The sequence below is a fragment of the Lysobacter enzymogenes genome (assembly GCF_023617245.1).
Taxonomy (GTDB): domain Bacteria; phylum Pseudomonadota; class Gammaproteobacteria; order Xanthomonadales; family Xanthomonadaceae; genus Lysobacter; species Lysobacter yananisis.
Genome location: NZ_CP067396.1, coordinates 4803795 through 4825686, shown reverse-complemented (window position 1 = coordinate 4825686; position 21892 = coordinate 4803795). Strand labels below are relative to the sequence as shown.

Below are 21892 nucleotides of genomic sequence, written 5' to 3'. Positions count from 1 at the left end.
AAACGGCGGCGATGCGGGTTTCGCGGTGGTCGGATTGGCGCGGTCGCGGCTTGCGCCGCTCCTACAGGCGGAAACGAACTGGCCGCAACCCCTGTAGGAGCGGCGCAAGCCGCGACCGCGACAATGCGATTGCGCCGAAACCGGCCCGGCGCGGTTCGCAGGGGACAAACGACGGGCGTTCGCGCATCGGCGAGCGCCCGCGTCGGCTGCATCGGTCGCGCCGGACGCGCCGCGCACGCGGCGCGACGCATCCGCCGGACCGTCCGGCTCAGGCCTCCGCCCGCGCCGCCTCGCGCAGGCCTTGCGCCGCGCTGACCATCGCCCGCAGCGCCGCGCGCACTTCCGGCCAGCCGCGGGTCTTCAGGCCGCAGTCCGGATTGACCCACAGCTGCGCCGGTTCCAGCACGTCCAGCGCCTTGTCGAGCAGCTCGCGCATCTCCGCTTCGTCGGGCACGCGCGGGGAGTGGATGTCGTACACGCCCGGGCCGATGCCGTTGGGGTAGCGGTAACGCACGAACGCGTCGAGCAGCTCCATGCGCGAGCGCGAGGTCTCGATCGAGATCACGTCGGCGTCGAGCGCGGCGACCGCGTCGATGATGTCGTTGAACTCGGCGTAGCACATGTGGGTGTGGATCTGGGTCGCGTCGCCGACGCCGCTGGCGGCGAGGCGGAAGCTTTCGCCGGCCCAGGCCAGGTACGCCGGCCAGTCGGCGCGGCGCAGCGGCAGGCCTTCGCGCAGCGCCGGCTCGTCGATCTGGATCGCGGCGATGCCGGCCGCTTCCAGGTCCAGCACTTCCTCGCGCAAGGCCAGGGAGATCTGCCGGCAGCTGTCGGCGCGCGGCTGGTCGTCGCGCACGAACGACCACTGCAGGATCGTCACCGGCCCGGTCAGCATGCCCTTGACCGGCTTGGCGGCGTGGTCCTGGGCGAAGCGGCTCCATTCCACCGTCATCGGCCTGGGCCGGGCGACGTCGCCGAACAGCACCGGCGGCTTGACGCAGCGCGAGCCATAGCTCTGCACCCAGCCGTGCGAGGTGAAGGCGAAGCCGTCGAGCTGTTCGCCGAAGTACTCGACCATGTCGTTGCGCTCGAACTCGCCGTGCACCAGCACGTCGATGCCGAGCGCTTCCTGCTCGCGCAGGCACTGCACGGTTTCGTTTTCGAGGAAAGAGCGGTAGCCGGCATCGTCCAGGCGCCCGGCCTTGTGCTCGGCGCGGGCCTGGCGCACCTGCGCGGTCTGCGGGAACGAGCCGATGGTGGTGGTCGGGAACAGCGGCAGCTTCAGCCGTTGCTGCTGCAGCGCGATGCGCTGCGGATAAGCGCTGGCGCGGCGGGTCATCGCCGGCTCGACCGCGGCCAGGCGCTTGCGCACCTGGGCGTTGCGCAGCAGCGGCGAGGCCAGGCGCGCGGCGCGCGCGCTGGCGGCCTGGGCCAGTTCGCCTTCGGCCGCGGCGTCGCCGGCCAGCGCGCCGGCGACCAGGCGCAGCTCTTCGATCTTCTGCTTCGCGTACGCCATCCACTGCTTCAGCGGGCCGGGCAGCTTGCGTTCCAGCTCCAGGTCGGTCGGCACGTGCAGCAGCGAGCACGACGGCGCCAGCCAGCGCGCGCGTTCGCCGGCGCGGCGGGCCAGGCTCAGCGCGGCGTCGAGGTCGGCGCGCCAGATGTTGCGGCCGTCGACCACGCCCAGGCTCAGCGCGCGGTCGGCCGGCAGCAGCGGCAGCACCGCTTCGAGCTGTTGCGGCGCGCGCACCAGATCCAAGTGCAGCGCTTCGACCGGCAACTGCGCGGCCAGCGCGGCGTTGTCGCCGAGCGCGCCGAAGTAGGTCGCGAGCAGGCGCTGCGGCGAGTCGGCCTGGGCGAGCGCGTCGAAGGCGCGGCGGTAGGCGGCGCGGTCGGCGTCGTCGAGGTCGAGCGCCAGCGCCGGCTCGTCGATCTGCACCCACTGCGCGCCGGCCGCCTTGAGCGTGGCCAGCAGCTCGGCGTAGGCCGGCAGCAGCGCGTCGAGCAGTTCGCGCGGATCGCCGCCGTCCGTGCGCTTGCCGAGCTTGAGCAGGGTGACCGGGCCGAGCAGCACCGGCCGCGCGTCCAGGCCCAGCGCGCGGGCCTGGGCCAGTTCGGCCAGCGGTTTGTCGGCGCGCAGCGAGAAGCGCTGGCCGGGTTCGAACTGCGGGACCAGGTAGTGGTAGTTGGTGTCGAACCACTTGGTCATTTCCAGCGCGCGCAGGTCGCGGCGGCCGTCCTGCAGGCCGCGGGCGAGGGCGAAATAGCCGGAGAGCGGATCGTCCTCGAACGCGGCGCGGTGCGAGGCCGGAATGGCGTCGAACAGCACGGCGGTGTCGAGGACGTGATCGTAGAGCGAGAAATCGTTGCACGGCACGCTGTCGGCGCCGGCCGCGACGGCCAGGCGCCAGTGGCGTTCGCGCAATCCGGCGGCGGTGGCCTGCAGCGCGGCCGCGTCGCGGTCGCCTTTCCAGAACGATTCCAGGGCTTGCTTGAGCTCGCGCCGCGCGCCGATGCGCGGGAAGCCGAGGGTGGTGACGCTGATCATGATCAATACCTGCGATGCGTGGGCATGACGCAGGGCAACGAAGGAGACCACGGCCGCGCCGGCCCGGACGCGGGTGCGCCGGACTGCGGATCGATCCGTTGGCTTCGACCTCCGCCCCCGCGGGCGAGCCGGCCTGCCGCGCGCATCGCGCGGATGCGACGGCGAAGCGGGACCGGAGTCGGACGGAAGGCGCACCTTCCGGTCGCGGCAGGTCTTCGGGCTCGGGACTTTGAGCGAGGAGTGAGCGCAGAGGAGTGAGAAGCGAGTAAAGCCCTTTGGCGTTTGCTCGCTTCTCACTCCTCTGCGCTCACCCCTCGCTCCGCCTACTAAGGCCGCTTCCCAGGCGTACCGCCCAGTGCCAAGGCCCGTTCGTTTCCCATACCGCTGCGGGGCAGCTCCGGATTCGCACCGGATTCCCTCTGGCCGGCCGCGGCGCTAACCGTGGCCGGCGTGTCCCATCGCTTTATCTGTATGAAGCGATGTTCACCGAGACGCGGCCAAGGTACGCAGCGGGCCCGGCGAAGTCAAATGACACTGCGGCGGTTTGCGGCATCGGTCGGGCCGGGACGACAGGCATCGGGCCTGAAGGCCCTCCCAAGCGTCAGGGGCGGTGGTGCGGCAGCGGCGGGAACATCGAAGGCTCCAGCGGTCGTGGGAGGGCCTTCAGGCCCGATGCTTCGCGCTCCGATCGCCGCGCTCCCGCCGCTTTTGCCGCACCTGTCGGTTGCGCGCGCGAGCGGTCCGTCCTCGCCCCGGGTTCATCCGCCCCGCGTCAACATGAAGCCCGGCCCGCCCACGCGCGTCGTGCTCGTTGAGCTTGAACGAGCCTGCCGCTAACGTTTGCAGGCGCAGCGCGCGGCGCGGGCCAGGACGGTCCCGCGCGATTCCGACTCCGGTGGCTCGACACATGGTTCCGCAACGCTCCCCGTTCCTTTCCCGCAGGCTCCTGGCCGCCGCGTTCGCGGCGCTGTGCGCGCTGGCGCTGGCCGCTTGCGGCCGGGACCCGCAGGCGCCGCCGGCCGCGGCGGTGACCCTGGGCAGCCAGAACGAGACGCCCAAGCCGGCGCCGGCGGCGGTCAGCGAAGAGGACATCCTCAAGGGCACCTACTGGCCGCCGGCCAAGCTCGACGGCGGCAGCGCCCGGATCAGCTGCGAATACGACTACCCGCGCTTCGGCGACGGCGACACCCTGGAATCGCTGGACTTCTTCAGCCTGGTCGACGCGATGTCGCCGTGCCAGCAGCGCGGAGTGGTGCGAGTGCGCTACCAGGGCAAGATCGGCGCAGGCTTCACCGCGCTGACCCAGCGGGTCGCGGCGATGGCCGCGCGCATGGAGATCCCGACCCGGATCCTCGACATCGACTCCAGCGGCGGCCACGTCGAGGAAGCGCTGCGCGCCGGCGACTCCATCGCCGAATCGGGCTGGGCGATCTGGGTGCGCGAGAACTCGGTCTGCCACAGCGCCTGCGTGCTGGTGCTGGCGGCCGGCGACACCCGCTCGATCGAGGGCAAGGTCGGCATCCACCGGCTGATGCGCGACCGCTCCACCGCCACCTCGCGCGCCGAGCTCAGCCGCGAACTGCGCGCGATCAACCAGCAGGTGCGCGATTACCTAGAGCGCAACGGCGTGGCCACCGCGGTCTCGGACCTGATGATGACCGTGGCCAACCGCGACCTGCGCATCCTGACCCCGGACGAACTCAAGCAATACGGCCTGGACGGCACCAACGCCGCCCAGGACGACCTCGACCGGATCCGCCTGGCGCGCAAGTGCGGCGACGACTTCGTCCGCCGCCGCGAGTCCTTCCGCCGCGCGTTCGACGCGCAGTGCATGGGCACCGGCAAGAGCTTCGAGTCGATGCCCGAATGCGCCGAGCAGTTGCAGGCCCAGTTCGGCTTCCCGGACAAGGCCTGCCCGGGCGAGAGCCCGGCCGACCTGTACGCGCGCGACCTGCCGCCGCCGTTGCTGGACGAGGCCGCGGCGGGCGAGGGCGCGGCCGAGCCCGCCGACGGCAAGCCGGCCGGCGCGGCGGGCAAGAACGAGCCGCCCGCCAAGGCCGACAAGGCGGCGAAGTAGGCGCGTCGTCGGCGCGCGGTGACGCTGCCGCGCGGATTCTCTGCCGTCGTTCCCCGTTTCGTTTCGACGTTTCATTTCGCGGTGGCGTTCGCGCCGCGCGTCTGTTCCGCGGCTTCGCTTCGCCTCCCATTCGCCCCGCTTCATCGCCCCGTCATTCCGGCGAAAGCCGGAACCCATTTTGCCGTTGCTCTTGCGACGGTCGGAAAAGCGGAACGGCAAAATCAAGGTGGGTTCCGGCTTTCGCCGGAATGACGGGGTGGGGGAGCGCGTTGTGGTGGAAAGCGCGGCCCGCAACCGGAATGGCGGAGTTGGGGACGTGGCGTATCGGAAAGCGCGGCCCTCAGTCGCCGCGCCCTTCTGCTTCGAAGTCCGTCTTTACCCGGCGCCTCACCAATCGCGTCGCACCTGCGCGCCGCCGAACATCGCGCCGACGATGCCGGGCAACGCGAGGAAATCGTGCGGGAAGCCGAGCGCGACGGCGCTGGCCCGTTCCAAACGCTCGATCTGCGCCGCGCCGAGTTCGACTTCCAGCGCGCCGAGGTTCTGCAACAGCTGCGCTTGCGTCCGCGCGCCGATCACCGGCACGATCGCGCCGGGCCGCTGCAAGGTCCACGCCAGTGCGACCTGCGCCGGCGGGCGCTCAAGCTCGCGCGCGATGTCGACCACGACTTCGGCGATGTCGAGCGCGCGTCCGGTCAGCGCGCCGTTGCCGATCGCGACCGCGCGCCGGCCCTGCGCGGTGGCCGGGTCGAGGTCGGCGCGCGAATACTTGCCGGTCAGCACGCCGGAGGCCAGCGGCGACCACGCGCTCACGCCGAGGCCGAGTTCGCGCGCCATCGGCAGCAGTTCGCGCTCGCTGTCGCGCTGGGCCAGGCTGTATTCGGTCTGCAGCGCCACCAGCGGCGACCAGCCGCGCAGTTCGGCCAGGGTCTGCATGCGCGCGGCCTGCCACGCCGGCAGGTCGGAGACGCCGGCGTAGAGCAGCTTGCCCGCGCGGACGAGGTCGTCGAAACCGCGCATGACTTCCTCGACCGGCGTGGTCGCGTCCCAGGCATGCAGGTAGAGCAGATCGAGATAGTCGGTGCCGAGCCGGCGCAGGCTGGCCTCGACCGATCGGCGCAGGTTCTTGCGGTGGTTGCCGCCGGCGTTGGGATCGCCCGGGTCGGTGCACAGCGAGAATTTGGTGGCGATCACCAGGCGGTCGCGGCGGCCCTGGGCGAAGCGGCCGAGCAGGGTTTCCGAACTGCCGCCGGTGTAGAAATTCGCGGTGTCGACATAGTTGCCGCCGCGTTCGAGATAGGCGTCGAACACGCGCCGCGCTTCGTTCTCGTCGCTGCCCCAGCCCCAGTCGTCGCCGAAGGTCATGGTGCCCAGGCAGATCGGGCTGATGCGCAGGCCGGAGCGGCCGAGGGTGCGGTAGTGGTCCAGTTGCATCGCGGTATCCGTGGTGGAAGTGCGATGACTTTAGAAACCGCGCGCGCCGAGGAATATCCGCAGCTTGCGCCGGCGCGGCGGCGCGCCGGATCGTTGTGTTGCGGCGTCGGCTACGCCTGCGCGGCCGGCAGCGGTGGCACCGCGGTCGGCTTGCCCTCGACGTCGAGCGCGATCATGGTGAAGCGCCCGCGCGTGGCCAGCTGCGATTCGCCGGTCAGCAGGTCCTCGCGGATCATCTCGACTTCGACCTGCATCGAGGTGCGGCCGGTTTCGACCACGCGCGCGATCAGCTCGACCAGCGCGCCCTTGGGCACCGGCAGGTGGAAGTCGATCTGCTCCGAGCGCGCGGTGACCACGGTGCGGCGCGCGTAGCGCGAGGCGGCGATGAAGGCGGCCTTGTCCATCCATGCCAGCGCCTGGCCGCCGAACAGCGTGCCCAGGTGGTTGGTGTGGTCGGGGAAGACGATCTCGGTCATGCGGGCTTCGGTCATGGGGCGAGAAGCGAGCGAAGAGGAGTGAGGAATGAGCATGGGAAACGAGCGAGCGCAGAGGGCGAAGCGGGCCTGCGCTCACTTCTCGCTCCTCTACGCTCACTCCTGCTTCAAAAGGCTTCGTCGAACGCCACTTCGCCCTGCACGCCGACCTGATACGCCGACACCCGGCGTTCGAAGAAGTTGGTCACTTCCTGCACGTCTTGCAGGTCCATGAACGCAAACGGGTTGGTCGCGCCGAAGTGCTTGGGCATGCCGAGCTGGACCATGCGCTGGTCGGCGCAGTACTCCAGGTACTGGCGCATGTCCTTCAGCGACAGGCCGACCACGCCGCCGGACAGCACGTCCTGGGCGAACAGGTATTCGCAGTCCACCGCTTCCTCGAACATCTTCACCACCTGCGCGCGCAGTTCGTCGTCGAACAGGTCCGGCTCTTCCTCGCGCGCGGTGCGGATGACCTCGAACGCGAACGCCATGTGGCAGCTCTCGTCGCGGAACACCCAGTTGGTGCCCGAGGCCAGGCCGTTGAGCAGGCCGCGCGAGCGCAGGTAATAGACGTAGGCGAACGCGGCGAAGAAGAACAGGCCCTCGATGCAGCCGGCGAAGCAGATCAGGTTGAGCAGGAACTGGCGGCGCTGCTCGCGCGTCTCGATCCGCTGCACGCCCTGGATCGAGTCGATCCAGCGGAAGCAGAACTCGGCCTTGGCCCGGATCGAGGGAATGTTCTCGACCGCGTCGAAGGCCTTGGCGCGCTCGTTCGGGTCGGGCAGGTAGGTGTCGAGCAGGGTCAGGTAGAACTGCACGTGCAGCGCTTCCTCGTACAGCTGCCGCGACAGGTACATGCGCGCTTCCGGCGCGTTGATGTGCTGATACAGGTTCAGCACCAGGTTGTTGGAGACGATGCTGTCGCCGGTGGCGAAGAACGCGACCAGGCGCTCGATCAGATGCCGCTCGGCCGGGCCGAACTTGTGCTTGAGGTCGTTGACGTCCTGGGAGAAATCCACTTCCTCGACGGTCCAGGTGTTGCGGATGGCGTCGCGGTACATCTCGTAGAACTGCGCGTAGCGCATCGGGCGCAGGGTGAGATCGAAACCGGGGTCGAGCAGGCGGGGCGGGGCGATGGACATGAGCGTTTCCTTGTTGCTTTCCCTTCTCCCGCATGCGGCAGAAGGTGCCCGAAGGGCGAATGAGGGCAGTGGGGCGCGACAGCGGCCCTCACCCCAACCCCTCTCCCGCAGGCGGGAGAGGGGCTTTGCGGCGTCTTACTGGCAAGCTTCGCAGGCTTCCGGATTTTCCAGCGAGCAGGCGATCGCGTCGCTCTCGGTGTATTCCGGCTTCGGCGCCACCGGCGCTGCGGCCGGCGCGCTGACCGTGGTCTTGGCGATCTTGGTCGCCGGACGCGAGCGCAGGTAGTACGTGGTCTTCAAGCCCTTCTTCCAGGCGTACATGTACATCGAGCTGAGCTGGCCGATGTTCGGGCTCTCGATGAACAGGTTCAAGGACTGGCTTTGATCGATGAACGCGCCGCGGTCGGCGGCCATGTCGATCAGCGAACGCATCGGCAGTTCCCACGCGGTGCGGTAGACCTGGCGCAGCGATTCGGGGATCTCCGTCACCGCCTGGATCGAGCCTTCGGCCATCTTGATGCGGTCGCGCATTTCCGGCGTCCACATGCCGAGCTTCTTGAGTTCCTCGACCAGGTACTTGTTGACCACCAGGAAGTCGCCCGACAGGGTCTCGCGCTTGAACAGGTTCGACACCTGCGGCTCGATGCACTCGTAGCAGCCGGCGATCGAGGCGATGGTCGCGGTCGGCGCGATCGCCACCAGCAGCGAGTTGCGCAGGCCGTGCTGCTTGATGCGCGCGCGCAGCTCGGTCCAGCGCTCCGGCTGCGACGGCTCCACGCCCCAGGCTTCGAACTGCAGTTCGCCGATGCTGGCGCGGGTGTCTTCGTAGCCCGGGTGCTTGCCGTGCTCCATCGCCAGTTCGTTCGACGCCGACAGGGCGTGGAAGTAGATGGCTTCGGCGATCTCGCGGCCGAGCTTGCGCGCCGGCTCGGAGTCGAACGGCAGGCGCAGCTTGAAGAACACGTCCTGCAGGCCCATCGTGCCCAGGCCGACCGGACGCCAGCGCAGGTTGGCGCGGCGCGCGGTCTCGATCGGGTAGAAGTTCAGGTCGATCACGCGGTCGAGCTGGCGCACGGCCAGGCGCACGGTTTCGGCGAGCTTGTCGAAGTCGAACGCGCCCTTGCCGTCTTCGAAGATCTCGACGTGGTGCGACAGGTTGATCGAGCCGAGGTTGCACACCGCGGTTTCGTCCTGCGAGGTCACTTCCAGGATCTCGGTGCACAGGTTCGACAGGTGCACCACGTTGCCGTCGCGCAGGGTCTGGTTGCAGGCGCGGTTGGACTTGTCCTTGAAGTTCATCCAGCCGTTGCCGGTCTGGGCCAGGGTGCGCATCATCCGCGCGTAGATGTCGCGCGCCTTGACCTTCTTGACCGCCTGGCCGGCGGCTTCGGCGGCGCGGTAGGCGCGTTCGAACGACTCGCCCCACAGGTCGGTCAGCTGCGGCACCTTGGCCGGATCGAACAGCGACCAGTCGGCGTCGGCCTCGACCCGGCGCATGAATTCGTCGGGAATCCAGTTGGCGAGGTTGAGGTTGTGGGTGCGGCGCGCTTCGTCGCCGGTGTTGTCGCGCAGTTCCAGGAATTCTTCGATGTCGGCGTGCCACGGCTCCAGGTACACGCAGGCCGCGCCCTTGCGCTTGCCGCCCTGGTTGACCGCGGCGACCGAGGCGTCGAGCGTCTTCAGCCACGGCACGATGCCGTTGCTGAGGCCGTTGGTCGAGCGGATCAGCGAGCCGCGCGCGCGGATGCGGGTGTAGCTCAGGCCGATGCCGCCGCTGAACTTGCTCAGCTTGGCCACGTCCATGTAGCGCTTGTAGATCGCTTCCAGCGAGTCTTCCGGCGAATCCAGCAGGAAGCAGCTCGACAGCTGCTCGTGGGTGGTGCCGGAGTTGAACAGGGTCGGCGAGGACGGGATGTAGTCGAGCTGGGCCATGCGCCGGTACAGCGCCAGCGCGTCGGACACGTCTTCGCTCAGCGCGCAGGCGATGCGCAGGAAGAACTGCTGCGGGGTCTCGATGACGGTGCGCGCGGTCGGGTGGCGCAGCAGGTAGCGGTCGTACAGGGTGCGCAGGCCGAAGTAGTCGAACTTGGCGTCGAGGTTGCGGTCGATCGCGTCGTTGAGCTTGCGCGCGTTGGCCTGGACGAAGTCGAGCAGGCGCTGGTTGATCAGGCCCAGGTCGAAGCCGCGCTGGACCGACTGCGAGAACGCGTGGATCTCGATCCCGGCGACTTCCTTCTCGATCACCCCGGCGAGCAGACGCGCGGCCAGGCGGCCGTATTCGGGCTCCTCGGCGGTCAGCAGCGCGGCGGTGCGGATCGACAGCTCGTCGAGCTCGCGCGTGGTCGCGCCGTCGTACAGGCCGGAGATGGTACGGGTGGACACGCGCATCGGGTCGACCGAATACAAGCCTTCGGCGCAGCGGGTCACCGCGCGCACGATCTTGTTGAGGTCGACCGGCTCGCGGCGGCCGCTGCGCTTGGTCACGCTCATCGTCAGGTTCGCGGCCGGCGGGGTCAGCGCGAAGCCGGGCGCGTCTTGTGCGCTGCGTACCGGTTTGACGTTGGTAGCGGGGGCGGCGGCGGCGTCCGCGGCGGGGGCGACGGACGAATCGGTTTCCAGTGTGGTCATGGCATTGCTCCGGGGCGTGGGTGCACGGTGCGGAGAACGCGGACGCGCCATCGGCAGCGAACCGCAAGATGCGGCGTCGCCGACGGCACGGCCGTGCCCCCGCGGGCGCGGAGCGTCGGAGCGCTGGCTGGGTGTCGCGCGCGCCGGAAGGTTCCGGCACGGGCCGCTCCGCGCATGGCGCCGAAGCGGTCGGACGCGACGGTGGCCCCGTCGTGCCGCGACACCGGCCGGTCTTCCCCCGAAGACTCCATTGGGCCGGGACCGCGCGGTTGTGCGACGCGCGGCTGTCGGCAGGTCTTCGGGCTCGGGACTCAGAGCCAGAAACAGAGCGGAGAGGAGTGAGGAGCGAGCCGCAGCGATCCGCCTTCGCTCACTCCTCACTCCTCTCCGCTCGTTCCTCGCTTTTGTCCTACTGGGGCCGCTTCCCAGGCGCTTGCCGCGCCCAGTGCCATGGCCCGTTCGTTTCCCATACCGCTGCGGGGCAGCGCCGGCTTCGGCGGCCGCGCGGCGATCCGCGGGCCCTCCCTACCGGCTTCCCTATTCAGCCGGTCTCTCGACCGGCACCGACGGACACAACATAGTGGGGTTCGTCGATTTCGTCAACGCGATATGTGGTGAGTCAGCAAGGTATGCACGGGGTGAAGGACACCCCCGCAAGGTGCCGTGGTTGGTGTAACGTGCCCGCCATAAGGATAGGGGAAACGTGATGGAATCGCTGATTGTCTTGCTGGTCCTCGCGGTCCTGGCGGTACCGGTGCTGCTGGTGATCGCGCTGGTCCAGCTCGGCTCGCTGCGCGGCCGGGTGAGCGGGCTGGAGCGCGAAGTCGAGCGCCTGCGCCAGTCGGGCGGACCGGCGGGCAACCAGGCGACCCTGGCCGAATCGAGCGCACGCGAGGCCGCGGCGCGGGCGCAGGGCGAGCGCGCTTCGCCGCCTTCCGTCGCCGTCCCGGCCGCCCCCGGCCCTGCGAGCGCGGCACCAGAGCGCCCCGCGGCGACCCCGGCGCAACCGCCGCCGCTGCCCGCGGCCGCGCCGCCTCCGCCCCCGACTTCGACTTCGACTTCGACTTCGACGCCCCCGGCCCCCGCCGCGCCGGTCCCGCCGCCGCGCCCGCAGGCGCCGGCCGCGCCGGCTCAGCCGGACTTCGTCACCGTCGCCGCGCGCTGGCTGCGGCGCTGGTTCACCGAGGGCAACGTGCCGGTCAAGGTCGGCATGCTGGTGCTGCTGGCCGGCGTCGCCGCCCTGCTCAAGTACGCCAGCGACCAGGGCTGGATGCGGGTGCCGGTGGAACTGCGCCTGGCCGGCGTCGCCGCCGCGGCGATGGCCGCGCTGGTGTTCGGCTGGCGCCAGCGCGAACGCAAGCGGGTGTTCGGGCTGAGCCTGCAGGGCGGCGCGATCGGCGTGCTGCTGTTGGTGGTGTTCGCCGCGTTCAAGCTCTACGGCATGATCCCGGCCGGCGCCGCGTTCGCGCTGAGCGTGGTGCTGGTGGCCGGCACCGGCGTGCTGTCGGTGAAGCAGAACGCGATGGCGCTGGCGGTGTTCGCGATCCTCGCCGGCTTCCTCGCGCCGATCTGGCTGTCGACCGGCTCGGGCAACCACGTCGCCCTGTTCGGCTACTACGCCGTGCTCAACGCCGGCATCTTCGCCATCGCCTGGTGGCGGCCGTGGCGGGTGCTGAACCTGCTCGGCTTCGCCTTCACCTGGGGCATCGGCACGCTGTGGGGCGTGCTCAAGTACCGGCCGGAGCATTACTCGACCACCGAGCCGTTCCTGCTGCTGTTCTTCGCCTTCTATCTGCTGATCCCGGTGCTGTACGCGCGCCGCCGCGCCGCCGGCCGGCGCGACCTGATCGACGGCTGCCTGGTGTTCGGCACGCCGCTGATCGCCTTCAGCCTGCAGGCCGGGCTGCTGCAAGGCGCGCGCATGCCGCTGGCGTTCTGCGCGCTGGGCCTGGGCGCGCTGTACGCGGCGCTGGCGTGGTGGCTGCGCCGCGACTCCCGCTTCTTCGCGCTGAGCACGCCGTACGCGCTGCTCGGGGTGGGCTTCGCGACCCTGGCGGTGCCGCTGGCGCTCGCCGCCGAGGCCACCGCCTGCGTGTTCGCGCTGGAAGGCGCGGCGTTGGTCTGGCTCGGCCTGCGCCAGCAGCGCCTGCTGCCGCAGCTGACCGGCGCCGGCTTGCAACTGGCCGCGGCGATGGCCTTCGCGATCGGCGCCAGCGACGAGATCTGGGACGCGCGCTGGATCTTCCTCAACGCCAACTTCGCCGGCGCGCTGCTGATCGCGCTGGCCGGCCTGGCCAGCGCCGCCAGCTACCGCCGCAGCGCCGCGGCCGGTGCGCCCGCGGCGCTCGCCGGGCTGTACTACCTGTGGGGACTGCTGTGGTGGTTGGGCGCGTTCGCCGGCCAGATCGAGGCGTTCGTGCCGTCCGCCGCGCGCGCCAACGCGGGTTTTGCGCTGACGGTGGCGACCGCCTGGCTGGCCGCGGAAATCTTCGCCCGGCATCCGTGGCGGGCGCTGTCGGCGACCGCGATGCTGGCGCCGGCGGTGGCGGCCCTGTTCGCCTTGTGGCACATCGACGGCCACCTGTGGCCGTTGCGCAACTGGGGCTGGCTGGCGTGGGCGGCGTATGCGCTGCTGGGCTGGCGCCTGTTGCGCGCGTTGCGCGCGAGCGGCAAGGGCGAACTCGCATTCGCCCATCTGGGCTGGCTGTGGTCGTGGGCGATCCTGCCCGGCGTGTGCCTGCAGCTGTGGCTGCGCGACGACGCCACCGCGTTCGGCTCGGGCTGGCAGTTCGCCGCATTGACCGCGCCGCTGCTGGCGATGGCCGCGGCCTGCCTGTGGCGGCCGGGCCTGATCGAGCGGCCGGTGGCCGAACGCTTCGCGCAGTGGCGCGGCGGGGCGATGGCGGGCTTCGCGCTGGTGCTGGCCTTTGCGGTGATCGTGCGCCTGGGCAGCGACGCCGACCCGGCGCCGCTGATGTGGCTGCCGCTGCTCAATCCGCAGGCCCTGATCCAGTGGGGAACCCTGTCGGTGCTCGGCGCCTGGCTGGCCTCGACGCTGGTCCCGGCCGGTCTCGGCCGGCGCCGGGTGCCGCTGCTGGCGCTGGGCGGCTTCGCCCTGGTCACCGTCGAGGTGCTGCGCAGCGCCCACTTCTGGGGCGGCGTGGCCTGGAGCCCGTCGATGTATTCGGCCAGCCTGGTGCAGACCAGCCTGACCGTGACCTGGAGCGTGCTCGGCGTGGCCGGCTGGATCGCCGGCTCGCGCCGCGGCCAGCGCGGGCTGTGGCTGGCCGGCGCGGTGCTGATGGCGGTGGTGCTGGCCAAGCTGGTGCTGATCGACCGCAGCCACCTCGGCAACCTGTTGGGCATCGCCTCGTTCATCGCCTACGGCCTGTTGTGCACGCTGGTCGGCTACTTCGCGCCGGCGCCGCCGTCGCGCGATGCGCAAGCCGATGGCGGCGAACCTCCTTCCGATCCACGCACCGAGCAGGACGCCTCCGCATGAAATCCCGTTCCCTCACGCTGGCGCTGCTGGTTCTCGCCTTGCCGCTGGCCGCGGCGCCGCGCCAGGACTATGCGCGGCAATGGCCGTTGCAACTCAGCCGCGACGATGGCGGCGCGTATCGGGTCGAACTCGATCCGTCCGTGTACGCGCAGGCGCACAGCGCGCAGTTGCGCGACATCGACGTGATCGACGCCGGCGGCGCCATCGTGCCGGCCGAGGTGTTCGCGCCGGAGCAACCGCTGGCGCGCGCGCCGCAGCGCCGTTCGCTGCCGTGGTTCCCGCTGCCGGCCGCGCCGGCCGGGACGAACAAAGGCTGGGAGCTGATCAGCGAAGTGGAAACCGACGGCCGCCTGCGCCGGGTCGAAGCGCGCAGCACCGCCGGCGACACCGCCAAGCTGCCGCAGACCGCGCTGCTGATCGACGCCAGCGCGGTGCGCGCGCCGATCCAGGCGCTGCAGCTGCAATGGGCGCCGGGCGCGGCGCTGGACGCGGCCTACTCGGTCGAAGCCAGCGACGACCTCGACCATTGGCGCAGCGTGACCAGCAGCGGCCGCCTGCTCGACCTGCAGCGCGACGGCCAGCGCCTGGTGCAGCGGCGCATCGCCTTCGACGCGGTCGGCGAACAGGCGCGCTACCTGCGCCTGACTCCGCAGGACCCGCAGCGCGGCGCGCAGATCGTCGCGGTCGAGGCCGAACTGAGCGCGACCGCGGCCGGCGCGCCGCTGCAATGGCGCGAGCTCAAGGGCGCGCGGGTGCAACTCAAGGACGGCGGCGTCGCGTTCGAATACCGCCTGGACGGGCGCTTCCCGATCCAGCAGGCCGACGTCGCGCTGCCCGGCAACCACGCCCTGCAGTGGCGGCTGGACAGCCGCGACAGCGAAGACGAAGGCTGGCGCGCGCAAGCCGGCCCGTGGATGGCCTACGCGGTGGCCGGGCAGGGCGCGGGCGACCGTTCGCCCGCTCGCCAGCTGGCGAGCGCTTCGCGCGACCGCCTGTGGCGCCTGCGCGCGAGCGGCGCGGTACCGGGCGAACCGGTGCTGCGCCTGGGCTACCGCCCGGAAGTGGTGGTGTTCCTGGCCCAGGGCCAGCCGCCGTACGCGCTGGTCGCCGGCAGCGGCCGCGCCGCGCGCGCCGATTCGCCGCTGTCGCAGTTGGTGGACGCCTTGCGGCAATCGCGCGGCAACGACTGGCGTCCGGCCGAGGCGAGCCTGGGCGCGCCCAGCGACCTCGCCGGCGCCGCGGCGCTGGCGGCGCCGGAGCCCGAGCGCGACTGGCGTTCGTGGCTGTTGTGGGCGGTGCTGGTGGGCGGGGCGTTGATCGTGGTGGGCTTCGCGATGAGTCTGTTGCGTTCGGGGAAGACGCCGCAAGCGTGAGGCAACGCGCTTGGTGTCGCGATGGCTTTGGGTGTTGTTGCGGTAACGCCGGAAACTCATAGCCGTTGCCGTTGCCGTTGCCGTTGCCGTGCCGTTGTTTTTCCTCCACATCGAGCAAGGCCGTAGTTCCGCAGACCCGGAGGGCGCGCGCATGGATGCGCGCGTGCGCCATGGGACAGGATGTCCCTTATGGCGCATCCCCGCGCCCGGTGCTGGACCTAGTGGCTTTTGACTTAAAACAAGCGTTTTTCTTTGGTTACTTTCTTTTGGCGCGCTGCCAAAAGAAAGTAACTCGGCCGCTTGCGGACGAAAGCTTTGGATGGTGGCTTGTCGTCGCGCGACACATCGATAACGGCGAACGTAACAGCAACGTCAACATGGGTTCCGGCTTTCGCCGGAATGACGGACGTGGGATTGCGTATCCGACTGTAGGAGCGGCGCGAGCCGCGACCGCGCCAACGCGATTGCGACGAAAGTTGCGTCGTAGCCGCGATGGCGCGGTCGCGGCTTGCGCCGCTCCTACAGGGGGCGTGCCGCGGTGGGCTCTGCTTTTGCGTGTGCGTCCGGGTGACGACAAGCAAAGATCCAGAGCTTCCGTCCGCAAGCGGCCGGGTCACTTTCTTTGTCTTAAGCCACAAAGAAAGTAACCAAAGAAAAGGCCTTGTTTTTTCGAGTCAAGAGCCACTATGGCTCGAAAGGGGCGCGGGGCCGCGCCATAAGGGGCATCCTGCCCCATGGCGCGCGTGCGCATCCATGCGCACGCCCTCCGGGGCTGCGGGACGACTGCGTCGGGCTTGGGGGCGGGCACAAGCGGCGGCAACGGCAAAGGCAACAGCAAGATCAAAATGGATTCCGGCGCGCGTGCGCATCCATGCGCACGCCCTCCGGGGCTGCGGGACGACTGCGTCGGGCTTGGGGGCGGGCACAAGCGGCGGCAACGGCAAAGGCAACAGCAAGATCAAAATGGATTCCGGCTTTCGCCGGAATGACGGTGGGTGGTTTCGGCAGGACTGTGTTGCCGCAGTCCCCGCAGTCCCCGCAGACGCAGCGCCACCGCCGGATACGAACCGGCCGCAGCCCCTGTAGGAGCGGCGCAAGCCGCGACCGCGCCAGGACAGCGACGACGAAAGCGCCCTTGCCTCGAAACCACCCGCGCTCCCGCCATTCAGCCCAACGGTTCCCTTCGCCCCCCGCCCCCGCGACAATAGCCACCCCAGCCGCGCCCCGAGCCGGCCGCGGTCCGTCCGCGCATCCCCGTTTCCGCATCGCCCCAGGAGGCCCCGTGTCCATCGTCCGCATGACCGACCTAGATCTCGCCGGCAAGCGAGTGCTGATCCGCGAAGATCTCAACGTCCCCATCGACGATGGCCGCATCACCTCCGAGCAGCGCATCCTCGCCGCGATCCCGACGCTGAAGCTGGCGCTGGAGAAGGGCGCGGCGGTGATGGTGACCTCGCACCTGGGCCGGCCCAAGGAAGGCCAGTGGAGCCAGGCCGATTCGCTGGCGCCGGTGGCCGCGCGCCTGTCCGAACTGCTCGGCATCGAGGTGCCGCTGGTCAAGGATTGGGTCGATGGCGTCGAAGTCGCGCCCGGCCAGCTGGTGCTGCTGGAGAATTGCCGCATGAACGTCGGCGAGGGCAAGGACGACGAGGCGCTGGCGAAGAAGTACGCGGCGCTGTGCGACGTGTTCGTCATGGACGCCTTCGGCACCGCCCACCGCGCCCAGGCCTCGACCCACGGCGCGATCCGCTACGCCAAGACCGCCGCCGGCGGCCCGCTGCTGATGGCCGAGCTGGACGCGCTGGCGCAGGCGCTGGACAACCCGGCGCGGCCGTTGCTGGCGATCGTCGCCGGTTCCAAGGTCTCGACCAAGCTGGAGCTGCTGTCCTCGCTGGTGTCCAAGGTCGACCAGCTCATCGTCGGCGGCGGCATCGCCAACACCTTCATCGCCGCGATGGGCCACAACGTCGGCAAGTCGCTGGTCGAGAACGACCTGATCGACACCGCGAAGAAGATCATGGCCGACGCCCAGGCGCGCGGCGCCGACATCCCGGTGCCGACCGACGTCGTGGTCGCCCCGGCGTTCGCCGCCGATGCGCCGGCCACGGTCAAGGCGGTCGACGCGGTCGGCGCCGACGACATGATCCTCGACATCGGCCCGGACACCGCCGCGCGCTACGCGCAGATGATCGCGCAGGCCGGCACCGTGGTCTGGAACGGTCCCGTCGGCGTGTTCGAATTCGACGCCTTCGGCAAGGGCACCGAAGCCTTGGCGCGCGCGATCGCCGCGTCGAAGGCGTTCTCCATCGCCGGCGGCGGCGACACCCTCGCGGCGGTCGACAAGTACGGCATCGCCGGGCAGGTGGGTTACATCTCCACCGGCGGCGGCGCGTTCCTGGAGTTCCTGGAAGGCAAGGAACTGCCGGCGGTGGCCGCGCTCAAGCAGCGCGCGGGCTGAGCGATGAGCGCACAACAACCGGTGTTGTTCTTCGATCTCGACGGCACCCTGATCGATTCCTCGGTCGGCATCACCCGCTCGATCGCCTATGCGCTGGAGACCATGCGCCACCCGGTGCCCGACCCGCAGGCGCTGCGCGGCTGGATCGGCCCGGCGCTGCGCACCAGCTTCCAGCCGCTGTTGGGCGACGAGGACAAGGTCGAGCAGGCGGTGGCGCTGTACCTGGAGCGCTACGGCCGCGAAGGTTGGACCGAGCACAGCGTCTACGACGGCATCGCCGAACTGCTCGACGGCCTGCGCGCGGCCGGTTACCGCATGGCCGTGGTCACCGCCAAGAACGAGAACAACGCGCGCAAGATCCTCGAGCACTTGCCGTTCGGCGCGCACTTCGAGGACATCGTCGGCTGCACCGACGACGGCCGCCTGACCCACAAGGTCGAGCTGATCGGCGAGGCGCTGGGCCGTTTCGGCCTGACCCCGGCGCAGTGCGTGATGATCGGCGACCGGCGCATGGACATCGAAGGCGCGGCCCAGCACGGCATGGCCGGCGTCGGCGTGCTGTGGGGCTTCGGCAGCGAACAGGAACTGCGCCAGGCCGGCGCGCAGCGCATCGCCACGGCGCCGGCGCAGTTGCCGGCATTACTCGCCGCCTGAGCGCGGCGGCATCGGTGGATATCGCAGCGGCCGCACTCGCGGCCGCTTCCGTTGGCGCGGCTTCGTTGGCGCGGCCCTCGCGCATCGGCGCGCGTCATGTTGGCGATCGCGGCCCGGCCGAACCGGTCGTCCGTCCGTCGCCGGGGCCCGAGCACCGCCGCGTTTTCGCGACTGCGATCACGGCGCGGTCGGGCGCGGCGCGCGCCGCGCGCATGCTAGCGTCCGCTCGCGGCCAAGGAGGCCGCGCACCGGAGTAACGAGCGATGAGCCGCAAGCTTCAAGCCGCCGCACTGGGACTGTTGGTCGCGCTGATGGCGACCAGCGCGGTATCGATCCCGCAGTATCCGCCGCTGGCGCCGGGCTACCAGCGCGACTTCTACGACGACCAGGGACACGTGGTCGGGCGCTGGGTCAACGACTGCGACAACGTGCACTTCAGCCAGTGGGGCGTCAGGACCGACCGCTGGAAGGATTCGCCGACGATCTGCCTGTAAGCGGGCCCGCGCGGAACAGGGGCCGCGTCCGCGCTGTCATGCGCGCTCTCGCGCGCCCGGCCGCGCGACCGCGGCCCCTTCCGCCGTTTGCGCCGCGGCCAAAAAACGCCAAAAGCGAAGCCAATCACGCTTACGCAACGGCATGACATCCGAGGTGACAGCCGCTCGCACACCGCGCGACCGCGCTCGGCTAGCGTGCTTGCGCGGCGAATGAGCGCCGCGAACTCGGGAGAGCAGGCACATGCGTCGTATCGGATTCTTCTCCGCGGCCTTCGCCGTGGCGCTGGCGGGCACGATGTCGTTCGCCGCGCTGGCCAACAGCTGGCAGGGCACCTGGACCTACTACAACGCCGAAGGCGCGCAGATCGGTCGCTGGACCGCCGGTTGCGGTGCGGCCGATGGCCGCTGGGGCGACACCAGCGGCAGCAACAAGCGTTTCACCCAGGGCTGCGCGGTCGAAAGCTGACCGTCCGCCCGGCGCTCGCGGACGCCGCCGTCGCGACGAGGCGGCGCGCGTCCGCGGCCGCACCCGCGTCGCGATCGCCGCGCGGGCCAGTGTTCAGGGGAGGGGCCAGGAGCGGATCGCCAGGGGATCGGCTGGGTGGGAGGGGCTTCGGTCCCGATGTTCTGCCGGCCGCTCCGCGCCGCCTGGGCGCACAGCGTCGGGACTGAAGTCCCTCCCACGGTCGGCATCGCGGTCGGCGCACGAAGCTGCGCCCGATTCGCGGCGGCTCGAGCGCGCGACTGGGCGCGCGCAGCTGCGCAGGTGGCTTAGCGCAACGCCGCGGCGGCCGTCGCGCGCCGTTGCCGCCAGTCGCTGGCCAGCAAGCCCAGCAATTCGCTGTCGGTGACCCGCTCGCCGACGAAGAAGCTCTCGCGCTGCCGGCCTTCGGTGAGGAAGCCGTGGCGGTGCAGCAGCGCGCGCGAGGCCTGGTTGTCCGGGTCGATGCCGGCGTCGATGCGGTGCAGGCCCACGCGGTCGACCGCCCAATCCAGCGCCAGCGCGGTCGCCTCGCTCGCCAGCCCGCGGCCCCAGTGGTCCGCGTGCAGCGCGTAGCCGAGTTCGGCGCGGCGGTGCGCGGCGTCGAAGCGGAACAGCGTGCAGGTGCCGACCAGCGCGTCGGTCTCGTCGGCGATCGCCCAGTTGAGCAGGCTGCGCGCCTGCATGCCGGCGTGGATCTGCTCGATCAGTTCGCGCGCCTCGGCGATGTCCTGCATCGGCGGCCGGCTCCAGAAGCGGGTCACCCGCGCGTCGCCGAACAGCGCGAACAACGCCGCGGCATCGTCCTCGCGCGGGCCGCGCAGGCGCACGCGCGGACCCTGCAGCACAGGGAAGCCGTCGAGCGCGGCGAGGAAGTCGGCGATGGCCTGGCTGTGCGGCGAAAGAGGCAAGGGCATGGTGCGTCCGGGAGGCGGTGGAACCGGTCGCGGCGAAGCCGCGCGGCGGTGCGGTGCGGAAGGGTGACATGCGCCGCGGTATGCGCCGCGCGCAGTGCGATATACGGCGTTTGCGCGTGCCGGCCGCTGCGCCGCCGGGTCCGCGCAATGCAGCCAAGCTATGCTAGCGTGGCCGGCAGTCCAGAGAGTCTGCCATGTCCCACAGTCCGCGACGCACCAAGATCCTCGCCACGCTCGGCCCGGCCACCGATCCGCCGGGCGTTCTCGACGCCCTGCTCAAGGCCGGCGTCGACGTGGTCCGCCTGAACTTTTCCCACGGCGATCCGTCCTCGCAGGTCGCGCGCGCCGAAGCGGTGCGCGAGGCGGCGCAGCGGGTCGGGGTGGAAGTGGGCATTCTCGCCGACCTGCCGGGCCCGAAGATCCGCATCGAACGTTTCGCCGAAGGCCGCGTGCTGCTCAAGGCCGGCGACCGCTTCGACCTGATCGCCAAGGACAATCCGCCGCCGGGCAACCTGCGCGAGGTCGGCGTGAGCTACCTCGGCCTGCCCGGCGACGTCGCCCCCGGCGACGTGCTGCTGCTCGACGACGGCCTGCTGCAACTGCGCGTCGGCGCGGTCGAAGGCGAGCGCATCGTCACCACCGTGCTCAACGACGGCGCGCTGTCGGACCGCAAGGGCCTCAACAAGCTCGGCGGCGGCCTGTCGCTGGGCGCGCTGACCGAGCGCGACAAGGAACTGATCGGCGTGGCCGCGCAGATCGGCGTGGACTTCATCGCGGTCTCGTTCTGCCGCAATGCGCAGGACATGAACGACGCCCGCGCCATCGCCCGCGCCGCCGGCAGCGAGGCGGCGCTGGTGTCGAAGATCGAGCGCGCCGAGGCGATCGAGAACCTGGCCGAGATCGTGGAAGCCAGCGACGTGGTCATGGTCGCGCGCGGCGACCTCGGCGTCGAGATCGGCGACGCCGAACTGCCGGGCCTGCAGAAGAAGATTATTCGCGAATCGCTGGCGCGCAACCGGGTGGTGATCACCGCCACCCAGATGCTGCAGTCGATGGTCGACAACCCGATCCCGACCCGCGCCGAAGTGCTCGACGTCGCCAACGCGGTCATCGACGGCACCGACGCGGTGATGCTGTCGCAGGAATCCGCCGCCGGCCGCTATCCGGTCAAGGCGGTCGAGGCGATGTCGCGCATCTGTCTGGGCGCCGAGCGCCAGTTCGACCACGACACCGATTTCGAGGCCGCGCCGCGCAACCTGCAGCGCGCCGACCAGGCCATCGCCATGGCGGCGATGTTCCTGTCCGAGCACATCGGCGTGCGCGCGATCGTGGCGATGACCGAATCCGGCGGCACCGTGCGTTTCCTCTCGCGCTTCCGCTCGAACGCGCCGATCTACGCGTTCTCGCGCCATGCCGGCGCGCGCCGGCAGATGGCGCTGATGCGCGACGTCTATCCGATCGATTTCGACAGCCGCGGCATGGCCTCGCGCGACGCCGCGCGCAACGTGGTCAAGCAGTTGTTCGACGCCGGCATGCTCGAAGCCGGCGAGCGGATGATCTTCACCAGCGGCGACACCATGGAGCAGCACGGCGCGACCAATACCCTGCGCCTGCTGCAGGTGGGCGACGGCGGCAGCGCCGAAGGACTGGGCGAACTGTAAGCCGCGCGGTCGCGCTGCGACCGTCGCCGATCGCATCGCGCCGGCCC

The 21892-nt window shown here is 70.5% G+C and carries 14 protein-coding genes, 3 pseudogenes and 2 riboswitches; of the genes and pseudogenes, 9 read left to right on the top strand and 8 right to left on the bottom strand.

Annotated elements, in window-relative coordinates; translation table 11 throughout:
* Window positions 1-268: 268 nt before the first annotated feature.
* Window positions 269-2548 carry a 5-methyltetrahydropteroyltriglutamate--homocysteine S-methyltransferase gene (metE, locus tag JHW41_RS19940; protein ID WP_250444925.1) on the bottom strand — a complete coding sequence of 760 codons (2280 nt, stop codon included), beginning with the start codon at window positions 2546-2548 and terminating at the stop codon, window positions 269-271.
* A 189-nt stretch (window positions 2549-2737) separates the two neighbouring features.
* Window positions 2738-3007: riboswitch (cobalamin riboswitch) on the bottom strand.
* Window positions 3008-3072: 65 nt separating this feature from the next.
* Window positions 3073-3243 (bottom strand): annotated as a pseudogene (locus JHW41_RS27500) (DUF6053 domain-containing protein); the annotation flags it as partial.
* A gap of 212 nt (window positions 3244-3455) precedes the next feature.
* Between JHW41_RS27500 and JHW41_RS19935 the strand changes: the two are divergent.
* Entirely contained in the window at window positions 3456-4625 is a 1170-nt protein-coding gene (locus JHW41_RS19935; RefSeq protein ID WP_250444923.1) for a hypothetical protein, read from the top strand.
* 387 nt (window positions 4626-5012) lie between these two features.
* Here the strand turns inward: JHW41_RS19935 and JHW41_RS19930 are convergent, their stop codons facing one another.
* The 4 genes from JHW41_RS19930 to JHW41_RS19915 all read right to left on the bottom strand — a co-directional run bounded on the left by JHW41_RS19930 (window position 5013) and on the right by JHW41_RS19915 (window position 10167).
* Complete coding sequence (locus tag JHW41_RS19930) at window positions 5013-6059, bottom strand: aldo/keto reductase (RefSeq protein WP_250444921.1); 1047 nt, start codon at window positions 6057-6059, stop codon at window positions 5013-5015.
* 110 nt (window positions 6060-6169) lie between these two features.
* Complete coding sequence (locus JHW41_RS19925; RefSeq protein WP_254782744.1) at window positions 6170-6550, bottom strand: acyl-CoA thioesterase; 381 nt, start codon at window positions 6548-6550, stop codon at window positions 6170-6172.
* 110 nt (window positions 6551-6660) lie between these two features.
* Complete coding sequence (locus JHW41_RS19920) at window positions 6661-7677, bottom strand: ribonucleotide-diphosphate reductase subunit beta (RefSeq protein ID WP_250444917.1); 1017 nt, start codon at window positions 7675-7677, stop codon at window positions 6661-6663.
* Window positions 7678-7812: 135 nt separating this feature from the next.
* A complete protein-coding gene (locus tag JHW41_RS19915; RefSeq protein WP_241833723.1) occupies window positions 7813-10167 on the bottom strand; it encodes a ribonucleoside-diphosphate reductase subunit alpha in 2355 nt (784 codons plus the stop codon).
* Window positions 10168-10577: 410 nt separating this feature from the next.
* A riboswitch (cobalamin riboswitch) is annotated at window positions 10578-10888 on the bottom strand.
* A 123-nt stretch (window positions 10889-11011) separates the two neighbouring features.
* Here JHW41_RS19915 and JHW41_RS19910 point away from each other — a divergent pair.
* The 6 genes from JHW41_RS19910 (at window position 11012) to JHW41_RS19885 (ending at window position 19252) form a co-directional block, all read left to right on the top strand.
* Complete coding sequence (locus JHW41_RS19910; protein WP_250444915.1) at window positions 11012-13807, top strand: DUF2339 domain-containing protein; 2796 nt, start codon at window positions 11012-11014, stop codon at window positions 13805-13807.
* Window positions 13804-15180, top strand: coding sequence for a DUF3999 domain-containing protein (locus JHW41_RS19905; RefSeq protein WP_250444913.1), 1377 nt, complete (start codon window positions 13804-13806; stop codon window positions 15178-15180). The genes JHW41_RS19910 and JHW41_RS19905 overlap by 4 nt, the downstream gene beginning before the upstream one ends.
* Before the next feature lie 1282 nt (window positions 15181-16462).
* Complete coding sequence (locus tag JHW41_RS19900) at window positions 16463-17638, top strand: phosphoglycerate kinase (RefSeq protein WP_250444911.1); 1176 nt, start codon at window positions 16463-16465, stop codon at window positions 17636-17638.
* Between the two features lie 3 nt (window positions 17639-17641).
* Window positions 17642-18292, top strand: a complete 651-nt coding sequence (locus JHW41_RS19895) for an HAD hydrolase-like protein (protein ID WP_078997235.1) — start codon at window positions 17642-17644, stop codon at window positions 18290-18292.
* Window positions 18293-18555: 263 nt separating this feature from the next.
* On the top strand, window positions 18556-18786 hold the full coding sequence (locus tag JHW41_RS19890; protein WP_250444909.1) for a DUF6289 family protein: 231 nt from the start codon (window positions 18556-18558) through the stop codon (window positions 18784-18786).
* A 241-nt stretch (window positions 18787-19027) separates the two neighbouring features.
* The gene (locus JHW41_RS19885; protein ID WP_057946436.1) at window positions 19028-19252 is read left to right on the top strand and encodes a DUF6289 family protein; all 225 of its coding nucleotides are present in this window, start codon (window positions 19028-19030) and stop codon (window positions 19250-19252) included.
* 131 nt (window positions 19253-19383) lie between these two features.
* Here JHW41_RS19885 and JHW41_RS27495 read toward each other — a convergent pair.
* Window positions 19384-19458: pseudogene (locus JHW41_RS27495) on the bottom strand (DUF6053 domain-containing protein); the annotation flags it as partial.
* On the opposite strand from JHW41_RS27495, the pseudogene JHW41_RS27490 reads away from it, so the two are divergent.
* Window positions 19427-19561 (top strand): annotated as a pseudogene (locus JHW41_RS27490) (hypothetical protein); the annotation flags it as partial. The pseudogenes JHW41_RS27495 and JHW41_RS27490 sit on opposite strands and share 32 nt — an antisense overlap.
* On the opposite strand, the gene JHW41_RS19880 reads toward JHW41_RS27490, so the two are convergent.
* Window positions 19558-20184: a GNAT family N-acetyltransferase gene (locus JHW41_RS19880; protein WP_250444907.1), complete on the bottom strand. Its 627-nt coding sequence runs from the start codon at window positions 20182-20184 to the stop codon at window positions 19558-19560. The pseudogene JHW41_RS27490 and the gene JHW41_RS19880 sit on opposite strands and share 4 nt — an antisense overlap.
* A 194-nt stretch (window positions 20185-20378) precedes the next feature.
* Between JHW41_RS19880 and pyk the strand changes: the two genes are divergently transcribed.
* The gene (gene pyk, locus JHW41_RS19875; protein ID WP_057946438.1) at window positions 20379-21845 is read left to right on the top strand and encodes a pyruvate kinase; all 1467 of its coding nucleotides are present in this window, start codon (window positions 20379-20381) and stop codon (window positions 21843-21845) included.
* Window positions 21846-21892: the final 47 nt, after the last annotated feature.

What these genes read in the sequence shown, in the direction of transcription:
- metE (WP_250444925.1), bottom strand. Translation starts at nt 2,548, where the DNA reads ATGATCAGCGTCACCACCCTCGGCTTCCCGCGCATCGGCGCGCGGCGC.
- JHW41_RS19935 (WP_250444923.1), top strand. Translation starts at nt 3,456, where the DNA reads ATGGTTCCGCAACGCTCCCCGTTCCTTTCCCGCAGGCTCCTGGCCGCC.
- JHW41_RS19930 (WP_250444921.1), bottom strand. Translation starts at nt 6,059, where the DNA reads ATGCAACTGGACCACTACCGCACCCTCGGCCGCTCCGGCCTGCGCATC.
- JHW41_RS19925 (WP_254782744.1), bottom strand. Translation starts at nt 6,550, where the DNA reads ATGACCGAAGCCCGCATGACCGAGATCGTCTTCCCCGACCACACCAAC.
- JHW41_RS19920 (WP_250444917.1), bottom strand. Translation starts at nt 7,677, where the DNA reads ATGTCCATCGCCCCGCCCCGCCTGCTCGACCCCGGTTTCGATCTCACC.
- JHW41_RS19915 (WP_241833723.1), bottom strand. Translation starts at nt 10,167, where the DNA reads ATGAGCGTGACCAAGCGCAGCGGCCGCCGCGAGCCGGTCGACCTCAAC.
- JHW41_RS19910 (WP_250444915.1), top strand. Translation starts at nt 11,012, where the DNA reads ATGGAATCGCTGATTGTCTTGCTGGTCCTCGCGGTCCTGGCGGTACCG.
- JHW41_RS19905 (WP_250444913.1), top strand. Translation starts at nt 13,804, where the DNA reads ATGAAATCCCGTTCCCTCACGCTGGCGCTGCTGGTTCTCGCCTTGCCG.
- JHW41_RS19895 (WP_078997235.1), top strand. Translation starts at nt 17,642, where the DNA reads ATGAGCGCACAACAACCGGTGTTGTTCTTCGATCTCGACGGCACCCTG.
- JHW41_RS19890 (WP_250444909.1), top strand. Translation starts at nt 18,556, where the DNA reads ATGAGCCGCAAGCTTCAAGCCGCCGCACTGGGACTGTTGGTCGCGCTG.
- JHW41_RS19885 (WP_057946436.1), top strand. Translation starts at nt 19,028, where the DNA reads ATGCGTCGTATCGGATTCTTCTCCGCGGCCTTCGCCGTGGCGCTGGCG.
- JHW41_RS19880 (WP_250444907.1), bottom strand. Translation starts at nt 20,184, where the DNA reads ATGCCCTTGCCTCTTTCGCCGCACAGCCAGGCCATCGCCGACTTCCTC.
- pyk (WP_057946438.1), top strand. Translation starts at nt 20,379, where the DNA reads ATGTCCCACAGTCCGCGACGCACCAAGATCCTCGCCACGCTCGGCCCG.